Origin of the sequence: Flavobacterium sp. XS2P24 (assembly GCF_030010285.1) — a bacterium.
Taxonomy (GTDB): Bacteria; Bacteroidota; Bacteroidia; order Flavobacteriales; family Flavobacteriaceae; genus Flavobacterium; species Flavobacterium algoritolerans.
In genome coordinates this window covers 375138-388653 of the sequence record NZ_JASCRU010000001.1, presented here as the reverse complement: position 1 = coordinate 388653, position 13516 = coordinate 375138, and the positions used below count along the sequence as shown (strand labels likewise).

Genomic DNA, 13516 nt, shown 5'->3' with positions numbered 1-13516 from the left:
ATAAATAAATCCCTGATTACATGTTTGAAAGCATTATTAATCTGTTTTTTCCAAAAGTCTGTTCCGGTTGCAGCTCGTTTTTATTGTCTAATGAAAATGTAATTTGTACGGTTTGCAGACACGATATTCCATTGACGAACCATCATTTGAATCCAGAGAATGATGCTTTCAAAAAGTTTTATGGGCGAATTCCCGTACTTCATACATCGGCATTATTTTATTTTCATAAAAAAGGAATTGTACAGGAGCTCATTCATAATTTAAAATACAAAGGACATGAGGAAATAGGGGCAATTCTTGGCGAATGGTACGCAGAAGATTTAAAAACCATCAAATTATTACAATCTGTAGATGAAATTATTCCGGTTCCATTGCATCGAAGAAAACTAAAAGAAAGAGGATACAATCAAGTTACTGCTTTTGGAACAGCACTTTCATCGAGTTTAAATATCGATTATAATGATTCGCTTTTGATTCGGAATGTGTATTCAAAAACGCAATCCAAGAAAAACTTATTAGGAAGAACAGAAGGAATTGAAAGCACTTTTGATGTTTCCTTTACTGAAAAAGACCACAACAAACATTTCCTTTTAATAGATGATGTTATCACAACAGGATCAACACTGGAAGCTTGTTCCAGAGCTTTACTAAAAATTCCCGGTTCAAAAATTAGTATTGTTTGTATGGCAATGGCGCAATCATAATTTGGATATTTCGGCTACAAAACTGGTAATTAAAACAGAATGGTAATTTAAAGCACAGCCGTTTTTTAGCCCTGATTGAAGTGGAAATCCTTTTTATACGCCTTTTCGGCGGATAAAAAGATTATAACGGAAAGCAGGAAATAGCTCCTGAAAACAAGTCTGTTACAATCCCAAAGAGCACACTATCAATTAATTTAATGAAATTATAACGAAATAGAATTTCCGTTTCCAAAGTTTAATGTTTAAATTTGAATAAATATTTATAAATCATTAAACAATCATATTATGGCTTTTGAATTACCACAATTACCTTATGCGTACGACGCATTAGAACCTTATATTGATGCGCGCACGATGGAAATTCATCATACGAAACATCACAACGCTTACATTACCAACGTGAACGCTGCAATTGCAGGGACGGATCTGGAAGGTAAGACGATTGAAAATATTTTGATTAATCTTGATATGAAAAACATGCCAGTTCGTAACAACGGTGGTGGTTTTTACAATCACAACTTGTACTGGACTGTAATGACACCAAACGGTGGCGGACTTCCAACTGGAGATTTATTGGCTGCGATTGAAGCTGCTTTTGGAACTTTTGAAGAATTTAAAGCAAGTTTCAGCAAAGCTGGAGCAACACAATTTGGTTCTGGATGGGCTTGGCTTTGTGTTCATAAAGGTGGAAAAGTAGATGTTTGCGGTACTCCAAACCAAGATAATCCATTAATGCCAGGTGTAGGCTGTGGCGGAACTCCAATTTTAGGAATGGATGTTTGGGAACATGCTTATTATTTAAATTATCAAAACAGAAGACCAGATTATATTGAAGCTTTTTTCAATGTAATTAACTGGACTGAAGTGGCAAGAAGATACGCTTTAGAGAAATAAAAAGAGAGTCAGATGAAGAATAAAGACTTCAAAAATTACTGTTGTCTTTATTCTTATTTCTTTTATCTTAAACAAAAGCGCCGATTTCTACGTTTAGAAATCGGCGCTTTTTTATGTCATTTTTTCACTTTATTCCAATAAAAAAGGTGGAATCTCTTCCACCCTTTTTGCCCCAAATCTACCATAAACTTAACCTACTAATGTTATGGTGATTCAAATTTATGCTAGTTCTTCGTTGCCACCAAATAAATTAGATGAACAACTTAGAAAACCGATTAAAAACCCATAGACTCAATTATTAGTATGCCCTGGCATCTTTTCCTTCATAGAAATTCATGAATGCTCGGTTTACTACTCGGTTACCTCCAGGTGTTGGATAGTCTCCGGTAAAATACCAATCTCCTAGATTTTTAGGACAAGCAATATGCAAATCTTCTACCGTTTGAAAAATAATTTTCACTTCGGCTTTTATCTCCGGAGAACTCAACATTTGTGCTATTTTATCTGAAATCTCTTGTGGTTGAAAAGGCGCATATATTGCCGTTACGTAATTTACAACTTCGATGTCCTTAAAGTTTTCCTGTGCTTTACATTTCAGATATACTTCATCAACAATATGATATAAATTTCTTTCTTTAAGCAATTCTAATGCCGCTTTAAAAGCCACTAAACCTTCCAGTTTAGCCATGTCAATTCCGTAACAATCCGGGTAGCGTATTTGTGGTGCCGATGAAACGATAACTATTCGCTTTGGATTCAAACGATCCATCATTTTGATAATACTCATTTTCAAGGTAGTACCTCGAACAATACTATCATCTATAATTACCAAATTATCCGTCGGCTTTATAACACCATACGTCACATCGTATACGTGAGCCACTAAATCATCTCGGCTACTATCTTCTGTAATAAAGGTTCTTAATTTAGCATCTTTGATGGCTACTTTTTCGGTACGTATTTTTACTGAAAGCAATTCTTGCAACGATTCCTTTGTTAAGGTATTTCTATTTTGAAGAATGTAATTATTCTTTCTTTGATTCAAGAAATCCTGTGCCGCTTCAACCAATCCGTAAAATGAAGTTTCAGCTGTATTTGGAATATAAGAGAAAACGGTATTGTCTGTATCTTCGTCTATTGACTCTAAAACGGCAGGCAAAATAAGTTTTCCTAAATTTTTTCTTTCTTGATATATTTCGGCATCACTTCCTCTGGAGAAATAAATTCGTTCAAAAGAACATGCTTTTTTAACCGTTGGCGGAAGAATTTCCTGCATAGAAACCGTTCCGTTTTTCTTGATGATTAATGCATTTCCAGGTTCAATTTCTTGAACTTTTTCGAAAGGAACATTAAAAACAGTTTGGATTACCGGTCTTTCTGAAGCCACTACCACTATTTCATCATCTTGATAAAAATAAGCGGGACGAATTCCTGCCGGATCTCTAAATACAAATGAATCACCATGACCCAGAAGTCCTGCCATAGCATAACCTCCATCTAAATTTTTAGACGCACGAGTCAAAATCTTAGCAACATCCAGCTTTTCAGCAATTACAGGTGATGCTTCTCTTTTTGTCAACCCATTAATTTTACATTCTTGGTACAAATCAGTTACTGCACCATCCAGAAAATGACCAATTTTTTCCATTACGGTAACTGTATCCGCCATTTCTTTTGGATGCTGACCTAGTTCCACTAAACTTTGAAAAAGTTCTTTAACATTCGTCATGTTAAAGTTTCCTGCCAAAATCAAGTTTCTGTGCATCCAGTTATTCTGACGTAAAAAAGGATGAACACTTTCAATACTGTTTTTTCCAAAAGTTCCATAACGAACGTGTCCTAAAAACAATTCTCCTAAATAAGGAATCTTCTGTTTTTGTAAAGCAACATTGTCAGCATATTCTGGATGAGAAGCCATTTCCTCATTTATTCTGTCGTTTATTTGGGCAAAAACATCTTGAATGGGTTGTGCATGATTCGAACGCACTCTACTGATGTAACGTTCTCCTGGCTCTACATCTAATTTTATGCTTGCAAAACCTGCTCCGTCCTGCCCGCGATTGTGCTGCTTTTCCATAAGAAGATACATTTTTTGTATTCCGTAGAAAGCAGTTCCGTATTTCTCTTTATAAAATTCAAGCGGTTTGAGTAGTCTAATTAAGGCTATACCACACTCGTGTTTTAAAGCATCGCTCATTGTAAGGTTGTTTGTGTTGTTGTGTTATTCTAAAAATAAATTGAACTGATTTAAAAAAATCGATAAATCAGATGTAATTCCCTGCTAATTTTATTTAACAAAAAAACCTCGTTTCCGAGGTTTCAGTGCATTATAATTCTATGTCGAATTGTGTCAGTGATTTGAATTGTTGTAATCTGGACACAACTTCCTCTTTATCTAAATTAACCATCCTTTCTGTTCCAAATTTTTCCACACTGAATGAAGCTAAATTAGAACCGTATATAACGGCATTTTTCATGTTCTCAAAAGAGATGTTTTCACTCTGGGTTATAAATCCGGCAAATCCGCCTGCAAAAGTATCTCCAGCTCCTGTTGGATCAAAAACTTCTTCTAATGGTAATGCTGGCGCAAAAAACACTTCTTTTTTATGAAACAAAAGTGCTCCGTGCTCTCCTTTTTTTATCACTACGTATTCTGGTCCCATTTCATGAATTTTAGCAGCTGCTTTTACCAAAGAATACTCTCCGGAAAGCTGTCTTGCTTCTTCATCATTAATCGTGATTACATCAATACGTTTCATTACATCAAGTAATTCCGGTAAAGCGCAATCCATCCAAAAATTCATAGTGTCTAAAACTACTAATTTTGGCTTACTTTCCATTTGATCCAAAACACTGCTTTGTACCAATGGATGTAAGTTTCCTAACATCACTACATCAGCATTTTTAAAATTTTGAGGAACTTTTGGTTGAAAATCACCCAAAACATTAAGTTCTGTAGCCAATGTATCTCTTGAATTTAAATCATTATGGTAAAGACCGCTCCAGAAAAACGTTTTCCCACCTTTAACAACTTCAAGTCCTGAAATGTCAATATTTCTTGCTGTTAATAAATCTAAATATTCTTGTGGAAAATCATCGCCAACTACAGAAACTATGGCAGATTGTAAATTAAAAAAAGAAGCCGAAAGTCCTATATAAGGTGCAGCTCCACCTAAAATTTTATCAGTTTTGCCAAAAGGCGTTTCTATGGCATCAAAAGCAACGCTTCCAACAATCAATAATTTATTCATTTTCTGAGTTTCGAATTAAGGCGCAAAGATAGTTTATAACTTGTAAAGTTGCAAAGGGTCTTTATTGTAAAGTTTTGCCAATTTATTTCACTGAATTACATCGTTTTACAACAATTTTTCTTCTTCCTTTTCGTAAAAAGCATCAACTGAAAGTTGCTTTTGCATCGAAGCCATAACGGCTAATTCATCACATCTTTCATTTTGGACATGATTGTTATGTCCTTTGATCCATTTGAAATTAACTTTATGCTTTCTATACACCACTAAAAAACGTTTCCACAAGTCGGAATTTTTCCTGTCAACAAATCCTTTTTTCTCCCAACCTAAAACCCATTTTTTCTCTACTGAATCTACCACATATTTAGAATCCGAAACAACCAGAACTCTAGTGTTTGGATTTTTTAATTTTTCGAGACCTACAATAACCGCCAACAGTTCCATTCTATTATTAGTCGTACGACGAAACCCCTCATAGAATTCTTTCTTATACGGTTTTCCTACCCATTCCATAACAACGCCATAACCACCGTTCCCAGGATTCCCCTTGGCAGCACCATCAGTATATATATGTACGTCGTGTTCCATTTTAGATTTCTTAGATTTTTGGATATTTTAGACTGGTTAGAGAGATAAAACTATAATTGATTTAGGCTTTTCTAAAATTTTAAGTATTGAACAAGTTTTATTTTATGTACAACAGAAAAATCTAACTCATCTTACCTTCTAATAATCTCTCAATTACTTCCGGGAAATGTTTTTGTTCTAATTCATGTATTTTACCGGCCACTTCTTCTGGAGTTTCATCACCCGATAAGGCTACCTTTTTTTGAAAAATAATATTCCCTTCATCATAATTTTCATTAACGAAATGAATGGTAATTCCAGTTTCTACTTCTTTATTCCCAACAATTGCTCTATGAATATACATACCATACATTCCTTTTCCACCGTATTTTGGCAACAATGCCGGATGAATATTTATGATCTTATGAGGGTAGACTGCAATGATATTTTCAGGAAATTTTAATAAAAATCCTGCCAAAACAATCATATCAGGTTGGATTTCATTTATTTTTTGTAATACAATTCCCTCAATTAATTCTTCTTTTGAGAAAATAACCGATGGAACTCCATAGTTTTTTGCTCTTTCAATCACTTGAGCACTTTGGTTATTTGTAAACACCGCTTCGACAGTTCCGATTTCTGTTTTTGCAAAATACTTTATGATATTTTCAGCATTAGTCCCCGATCCAGAAGCAAAAACCACAATTTTTTTCATAACCTATCCTATTTTAATTGCACAAAAAAAGGCATAAAAATTGAAAATAAATAACATTGCGACAGCTTTGTTAAAATAAATTTCATAAATTAGATGTCACATTTATTAACTTATTCGTTGTTTTAAAATAAAGTTTTTTATTTTTGCCAACAAATTAAATTCTAAAATTAAAGATTATGTCAGACATTGCATCAAGAGTAAAAGCGATTATCGTAGACAAATTAGGTGTTGACGAAAACGAAGTTGTAACAGAAGCAAGCTTCACTAATGATTTAGGAGCTGACTCATTAGACACTGTTGAGCTTATTATGGAATTCGAAAAAGAATTTGACATTCAAATTCCAGACGATCAAGCAGAAAACATCGCTACTGTAGGTCAAGCAATCTCTTACATCGAGGAAGCTAAAAAATAATAAATTACACACCCGTTTGCAATCTTGCTTACGGGTGTTATTATTTTTTTTAAAATTAAATTCGAGATTGAATTTCAATCAAAACTATATTTATTGTAATACCCATGGCTCTTTCGTAATAGTAATACAGTAAAGAAAGCATGGGTTTTATTTGTTTAAAGATAACAAAAATAAAGAATTTATGGTATTAAGACGAGTTGTTGTAACAGGTTTAGGCGCTCTTACACCCATTGGAAATAACATTGAAGAGTATTGGAACGGACTTATTAACGGCGTTAGTGGAGCTGCTCCAATCACTTATTTTGACGCTTCAAAATTTAAAACTCAATTTGCATGCGAATTGAAAAATTTTAATGCTGAAGATTTCTTAGACAGAAAAGAGGCTAGAAAAATGGACCGTTATGCACAATACGCAATGGTATCATCAGACGAAGCTGTAAATGATGCCGGTTTCAATTTTGAAAAACTAGATAAAGACAGAGTTGGTGTAATATGGGGATCTGGAATTGGAGGATTAGAAACTTTTCAAATAGAGGTTCTTAATTTTGCTGCTGGTGACGGTACCCCAAAATTTAATCCTTTCTTCATTCCTAAAATGATTGCCGATATAGCTGGTGGTCATATTTCAATAAAATATGGCTTTAGAGGACCAAATTTTACAACTGTTTCAGCTTGTGCTTCTTCTACAAATGCTATTATTGATGCTTTCAATTATATCAGATTAGGTCATGCAGATGCTATGGTAACCGGAGGATCTGAAGCCGCTGTAACTATAGCAGGTATGGGTGGATTTAATGCCATGCATGCTTTATCAACAAGAAATGACGACCCAAAAACAGCTTCCAGACCTATGGACAAAGACCGTGATGGATTTGTTTTAGGAGAAGGTGCTGGTGCTCTTGTTCTTGAAGAATACGAACATGCAATTGCTCGTGGCGCAAAAATATATTGCGAAATTGGTGGTGGTGGTATGTCAGCAGATGCTCATCATATAACCGCTCCACATCCTGATGGATTGGGTGCTAAAAACGTAATGTTGAACTGTTTGAGAGACGCTGGTTTAAAACCAACTGATGTAGACGGGGTAAATATGCACGGAACTTCAACACCTTTAGGTGATATGGCAGAATCTAAAGCAATACTTCATGTTTTTGGCGAACATGCTTATACAATGAATCTAAATTCAACTAAATCAATGACGGGTCATTTACTTGGCGCAGCAGGTGCTGTTGAAACAATTTCTTCTATTCTTTCCATGAAACATGGAATTGTACCACCTACAATAAATCATTTTACAAATGATGAAAGCATTGATGCTAAATTAAATTTTACTTTCAACAAAGCTCAAAAAAGAGAAATGAATGTTGTTATGAGTAATACTTTTGGTTTTGGCGGTCACAATGCTTGTGTATTGGTAAAAAAATTAGAAATCTAATACTTATATATGCGTATAATCAGAAAAATATTTTCAAAATCCCGTTCTCCAGAAGACGGGATTTTTTTTGATTCTATTCAGAAAATATTGGGTTTCAACCCAATAAACTTAGATTATTACAAGAAAGCCTTTACGCATCGTTCCTCAAATCGCTTGGATGTTTTAGGAAATCCAATTAATTACGAACGATTAGAGTTTTTAGGTGACGCTATGCTGAGTTCTGTAATTGCAGCACATTTATTTAGCAAAGCACCTGCTGGAGATGAAGGTTACCTAACTAAAATGCGTTCAAAAATTGTAAGCAGAGAACATTTGAACGAATTAGGGAAAGACCTAAATTTAGTACAATATATTGAAAGCAAAGTGCCGATACAGCATTTTGGAGAAAACATACATGGCAATATCTTTGAATCACTCGTAGGAGCAATTTACCTGGATAGAGGCTATATCTATTGTGAAAAATTCATTCAAAAAAGAGTTATTGTTCCTTACGTAGATATCGCAAGACTCGAAGGAAAAGTAATAAGTTATAAAAGTTTGGTAATAGAATGGTGCCAAAAAGAAAAGAAAATATTTCATTATGATATTTTCGAAGACAACGCAATTGACGGGCAACGTTTGTTTGGCGTAAAACTAAGTATTGATGACAAAGTGATTGCAAGAGCAAGAGCAACCTCAAAGAAGAAGGCGGAAGAAAAAGCGTCCCAACGCGCTTATTTTGCATTTCAAGAAAAAATGGACCGAAAATAATATCAATTTTCATAAAACTATAACGTTTTCGTTCATAAATTAACAAAAACATCTTATTTTGAGAGGTCTACGCTTCAATAGAAATACTATATTTACATCTTATTTTTTCATGAAATGGCAATTCATAAATTGGATCTTGGCGAATTTGACGAAATAGATTACTATCTCATCGCAATTCATACTTCATTAGAAGACTATAGATTGGCTTATTTTATTAATCAAAAGCTGCCTATAAATTTGAGTAAAAGCAAAAATGAAATTCAAATTAATATAAAAGAAGGAGAAACAAATTTTTCGAGATTCTACTATAATGACGCCGAAAAAGAGATCTCTTGGAATTTGATTCAAAATAAAAACGAAGTAATTCAATATAAAAAAGGAAGTACTCAAAATTTATTTTCAAATGTAACAATGGAAGTTTCAACAAAAGTTTTTTTGCTTCCAGAATTTAAAAAAGTAGATTACTTTTTAAAAATAGAAAATAATGAGGATACTATGAATGTATCAAAAATACAGATACTATTAAATACCATAGATAACGTATCAACAGTTTATACAGTAGATACAAATCGAATAAAATCAAAAAACAATTTAATTTTTTAATACAAATGCTTACAAACAAAAAAACAAAAATTGTAGCCACACTTGGGCCCGCATGTAGTACAAGAGAAATCATAAAAGACATGATTGATGCCGGTGTAAATGTATTTAGAGTGAATTTTTCACATGCTGACTACAATGATGTAAAAGAAAAAATTAATATCATACGAGGTCTTAATGAAGAATTTGGCTATACAACTGCAATCCTAGGTGATTTACAAGGACCTAAACTTCGTGTAGGAGTTATGGAAGAAGGCGTAGTTGTACATGACGGTGATTTAATTACATTTACGACTGCCGAAGACATTCTTGGGACAGCAAAGAAAGTATTCATGAAATACCAAAACTTTCCAAATGATGTAAATCCTGGAGAAAGAATTTTGCTTGATGATGGAAAACTTATCTTTGAAATCGTTGAAACTGATAAAAAATCAGAAGTTATAGCAAGAGTAATTCAAGGTGGTGAATTGAAATCTAAAAAAGGAGTAAATTTACCTAATACAAAAATTTCTCTTCCTGCAATGACTGAGAAAGATATAGCAGATGCTATTTTTGCTATTGGACAAAACGTTGATTGGATTGCATTATCTTTTGTGAAAACACCAAGAGACTTACAAGATTTACAGGAATTAATTGCACAACATTCTGAATATAAAATTCCAATTGTTGCCAAAATAGAGATGCCGGAAGCATTAGAAAATATTGACAAAATTGTTGCGTATTGTGATGCGTTAATGGTTGCCCGTGGAGATTTAGGAGTTGAACTTCCTGCACACGAAGTACCTTTAGTTCAAAAAGAATTGATTCGTAGAGCTAAAACAGCTCGTATTCCTGTTATCGTTGCTACGCAAATGATGGAAACAATGATCACAAGCTTGACGCCAACTCGTGCAGAAGTAAATGATGTTGCGAACTCAGTTATGGATGGTGCAGATGCTGTAATGCTTTCTGGAGAAACTGCTACTGGAAATTATCCTGTTCAAGTTATCCAAAAAATGACTCAAATCATTGAAGCAGTAGAAGATTCTCCGCTAATTCAAGTACCACAAAACACCCCACAAATTAAAACAAAACGTTTTATCACTAAAACAATTTGTCACCATGCTGCAACTATGGCTAACGTTATCAAAGCAAAAGCTATCTGTACATTGACAAATAGTGGTTATACTGCTTTCCAAATTTCGGCTTGGAGACCTAATGCACATATTTTAGTTTTTACCTCTAATAAAAGAATCCTTACACAGCTTAATTTATTATGGGGTGTAAAATCTTTCATGTACACTAAAGATGTAAGCACAGATGATACTGTAACTGACATAAACGAAATTGTAAAACAAAAAGGTTTTGTACAAAAAGGAGATTTCCTTATCAATTTAGCAGCAATGCCAATTAAAGATAAAGGAATGGTTAACACCTTGAGAGTATCCGAAATAGAATAGTTTAAAACTACCTAAAATACTTATCCGTCTTGTCTCGTTTTTAAAACGAAATAAGACGGATTTTTTTATGCATCAATCAATGTAATAGGATTTTTCTCTTAAAAAATTTTAAGACTATTTAAACAATCTTCTGCAAAATAAAATTTATATTTGAGCAACAAATAACCCTACAAATTATGAGTTTCAATTCTAAAAATCCATTTTTAAACAACAAAACTTTTTCAACTGCAGTTTCAAAAAATGACGAAGTACATCAAGCTACTATCATTGACTATAACGATGAGATGACTTTGTCTGGCACCATCAATAAAAGTTTAATCTTGTTTTTACTCCTTACCGCTTCTGCTACAGTAATCTGGTGGTTGACATTCAACGGAATGAATCCGATGGTTCCTGCAATTGGCGGTGCTATTGTTGGATTAGTTTTAGTGCTTATTTCTGCTTTCAAACCACAATACTCTCCATATTTAGCTCCTGGATATGCTTTGTTCGAAGGACTATTTATCGGTGGAATTTCAGCAATATTTGAAGCAATGTATCCTGGAATCGTGATTCAGGCAGTAGGTGCAACTTTTGTTACTTTTATGGTTTGCTTGGGATTGTATAAATATAAAATTGTAAAAGTAACAGAGCAATTCAAATCGGTTATTGTGGCAGCGACACTTGCTATAGCAACATATTATCTTATATCTTGGGTATTTTCTATGTTTACGAGCTTTGTTCCCGTGCATTATGGGAATTCAATGATGAGCATTGGAATCAGTATTTTTGTTATTGTAGTTGCTGCTTTAAATTTATTTTTAGATTTTGACCGAATAGAAAAAGGAGCAGAACAGAAAATGCCAAAATACATGGAATGGTATGGCGCAATGGGATTAATGATTACACTTGTTTGGTTGTATATCGAGTTTTTAAGATTGCTGTCTAAATTGAACAGTAAAAATTAAAACCATCTAAGTTTTATAAAAGAGAAAACCTTTCCAAATTGGAAAGGTTTTCTCTTTTATGCCGCTTTCTCAAAAGCTATATAGTGGCTTAATTGCCCTTTAGTATTGAAGACTGGAAATCCTTTGATCAAACAGGCATAAACATCTCCATTTTTTTTATAATTCATTACCGTTTTTTCAAAAGGTTGTTGAAGCGATATAGCAGTACGTATTTCACTTGAAACCGTTAAATCGGTTGCATCACCTTGAAAAATCTTTGGGTTTTTACCTAAAACTTCTGCTTCAACATAACCATTCATCTTTATCATATTATGCGATGCAAAAACAATATTCAATTTAGTGTCTGTCAAAATTATTACCTCTTCCCTCAATCGAGTTTTTAAATCCCAATTATTTTGAATCCATTTATTTTGAGAAGATAACGCATGCAACTTGCTTAAATCCACAAAGATATTCTTCATCAATCCTAAAAAATCATTATGGAAATTCCAAGATGAAACGGGAACCGTCTTTACACTTAAACCGTTGTGATACTTGGCAATAGCCTCTTCATATTGTCTAAAATTATTCATGCCCTTTTGTATTTAAAACCAAATATAATTTTATTTATAAAAAGAAAACAACATATTCCAGACTTTAACCATTGTTGAACGAGTGAATTAGCTCATCAAAAATCAAATTTTAACTGCACAACAACAAACTTTTTCTCTTCAGTGTTTAAATTACTGAGTGAAATTCCAAGTAATCTCACAGAATCCTTCATGCGTTCTTGATACAACAACTCCTTTACAATTTCTACAATCAAACCTTTATCTGAAATAAAATAAGGCAACGTCTTACTACGAGTTTGTTGTGTAAAATCACTGTATTTTATTTTTAAAGTAATTGTTTTACCGGCTACATTGTATCTTTTTAGTCTTTTTTCCAATGCAGCGGCAATAACCTCTAATTTCTCAATCATGAAAATTTCTGAAGACAGATTGACGTCAAAAGTATGTTCGGCAGCAACTGATTTTGTAATTCGGTTTGATTTCACTTCGCTGTTATGAATTCCTCTTACAACATTGTAATAAAAGTTTCCCGATTTCCCGAAATGTTTCTCCAGGAATTCCAATGTTTTGCTTTTCAATTCCACTCCCGTAAAAATCCCCAGTTGGTACATTTTTTCGGTGGTTACTTTTCCAACACCATGAAATTTCCGAATAGGCAATTCTTCCAAAAAAGAAATAACTTCATCTGGATTCACCGTTTTTTGACCATTGGGTTTGTTGTAATCACTGGCAATTTTAGCCACAAACTTATTCACTGATATTCCTGCCGAAGCTGTCAAGCCCACTTCATCAAAAATACGCTGTCTTATTTCCTGTGCCAATAACGTAGCACTGGGATTCCCTTTTTTATTATTGGTTACGTCTAAATACGCTTCGTCAAGGGACAATGGCTCAACTAAATCCGTATATTCATAAAAAATCTTTTGAATTTTACTCGAAATTTCCTTGTATCTGTCAAAACGTGGTCGTACAAAAATAAGTTCCGGACAATTTTTTTTGGCCATAACACCACTAATAGCGCTTCGAACTCCAAATTTTCTGGCTTCATAACTTGCCGCAGCAACAACACCTCGGTTTTCTGAGCCACCTACAGCAATAGGCTTCCCACGCAATAATGGATTATCCATTTGCTCTACTGAAGCATAGAAAGCGTCCATGTCAACGTGTATGATTTTTCTATTTGGAATTAATTCCTGCATCTAAACTGGTTGAATAAGCACTATTTTTTTCGAATGATTTAGTAACGCTAAAAA

The 13516-nt window shown here is 33.7% G+C and carries 14 protein-coding genes; 8 read left to right on the top strand and 6 right to left on the bottom strand.

Going from position 1 to position 13516, the window contains the following annotated elements; all coding sequences use genetic code 11:
* Positions 1 to 20: 20 nt before the first annotated feature.
* Together QLS31_RS01770 and QLS31_RS01765 are read left to right on the top strand one after the other, a co-directional pair.
* Complete coding sequence (locus QLS31_RS01770; protein ID WP_282742119.1) at positions 21 to 704, top strand: ComF family protein; 684 nt, start codon at positions 21 to 23, stop codon at positions 702 to 704.
* A 285-nt stretch (positions 705 to 989) separates the two neighbouring features.
* Positions 990 to 1598, top strand: coding sequence for a superoxide dismutase (locus QLS31_RS01765; protein WP_282742116.1), 609 nt, complete (start codon positions 990 to 992; stop codon positions 1596 to 1598).
* A gap of 298 nt (positions 1599 to 1896) precedes the next feature.
* Here QLS31_RS01765 and QLS31_RS01760 read toward each other — a convergent pair whose 3' ends face one another.
* The 4 genes from QLS31_RS01760 to QLS31_RS01745 all read right to left on the bottom strand — a co-directional run bounded on the left by QLS31_RS01760 (position 1897) and on the right by QLS31_RS01745 (position 6128).
* Complete coding sequence (locus QLS31_RS01760; RefSeq protein WP_099714135.1) at positions 1897 to 3795, bottom strand: amidophosphoribosyltransferase; 1899 nt, start codon at positions 3793 to 3795, stop codon at positions 1897 to 1899.
* A 130-nt stretch (positions 3796 to 3925) separates the two neighbouring features.
* On the bottom strand, positions 3926 to 4849 hold the full coding sequence (locus tag QLS31_RS01755; protein ID WP_099714134.1) for a PfkB family carbohydrate kinase: 924 nt from the start codon (positions 4847 to 4849) through the stop codon (positions 3926 to 3928).
* Between the two features lie 105 nt (positions 4850 to 4954).
* Complete coding sequence (gene rnhA / locus QLS31_RS01750; protein WP_099714133.1) at positions 4955 to 5434, bottom strand: ribonuclease HI; 480 nt, start codon at positions 5432 to 5434, stop codon at positions 4955 to 4957.
* A gap of 121 nt (positions 5435 to 5555) precedes the next feature.
* Positions 5556 to 6128, bottom strand: coding sequence for a phosphoribosylglycinamide formyltransferase (locus QLS31_RS01745; protein WP_282742114.1), 573 nt, complete (start codon positions 6126 to 6128; stop codon positions 5556 to 5558).
* Positions 6129 to 6304: 176 nt separating this feature from the next.
* Between QLS31_RS01745 and QLS31_RS01740 the strand changes: the two genes are divergently transcribed.
* From QLS31_RS01740 to QLS31_RS01715, 6 genes are all read left to right on the top strand, one after another.
* Entirely contained in the window at positions 6305 to 6541 is a 237-nt protein-coding gene (locus QLS31_RS01740) for an acyl carrier protein (RefSeq protein WP_007137004.1), read from the top strand.
* Positions 6542 to 6722: 181 nt separating this feature from the next.
* Positions 6723 to 7976: a beta-ketoacyl-ACP synthase II gene (gene fabF, locus QLS31_RS01735; RefSeq protein WP_099714131.1), complete on the top strand. Its 1254-nt coding sequence runs from the start codon at positions 6723 to 6725 to the stop codon at positions 7974 to 7976.
* Positions 7977 to 7985: 9 nt separating this feature from the next.
* Positions 7986 to 8726, top strand: a complete 741-nt coding sequence (locus tag QLS31_RS01730) for a ribonuclease III domain-containing protein (RefSeq protein ID WP_099714130.1) — start codon at positions 7986 to 7988, stop codon at positions 8724 to 8726.
* Positions 8727 to 8840: 114 nt separating this feature from the next.
* Positions 8841 to 9329: an IPExxxVDY family protein gene (locus tag QLS31_RS01725; RefSeq protein ID WP_282742112.1), complete on the top strand. Its 489-nt coding sequence runs from the start codon at positions 8841 to 8843 to the stop codon at positions 9327 to 9329.
* Between the two features lie 5 nt (positions 9330 to 9334).
* Positions 9335 to 10765, top strand: a complete 1431-nt coding sequence (pyk, locus tag QLS31_RS01720) for a pyruvate kinase (RefSeq protein ID WP_099714128.1) — start codon at positions 9335 to 9337, stop codon at positions 10763 to 10765.
* Between the two features lie 176 nt (positions 10766 to 10941).
* On the top strand, positions 10942 to 11712 hold the full coding sequence (locus tag QLS31_RS01715) for a Bax inhibitor-1/YccA family protein (protein WP_282742109.1): 771 nt from the start codon (positions 10942 to 10944) through the stop codon (positions 11710 to 11712).
* 56 nt (positions 11713 to 11768) lie between these two features.
* On the opposite strand, the gene QLS31_RS01710 is transcribed toward QLS31_RS01715, so the two are convergent.
* Positions 11769 to 12284 (bottom strand): PAS domain-containing protein, encoded by a 516-nt coding sequence (locus QLS31_RS01710; protein ID WP_282742107.1) that lies wholly within the window; start codon positions 12282 to 12284, stop codon positions 11769 to 11771.
* A gap of 95 nt (positions 12285 to 12379) precedes the next feature.
* Complete coding sequence (gene dinB / locus QLS31_RS01705; RefSeq protein WP_099714125.1) at positions 12380 to 13462, bottom strand: DNA polymerase IV; 1083 nt, start codon at positions 13460 to 13462, stop codon at positions 12380 to 12382.
* Between the last annotated feature and the right edge of the window lie 54 nt (positions 13463 to 13516).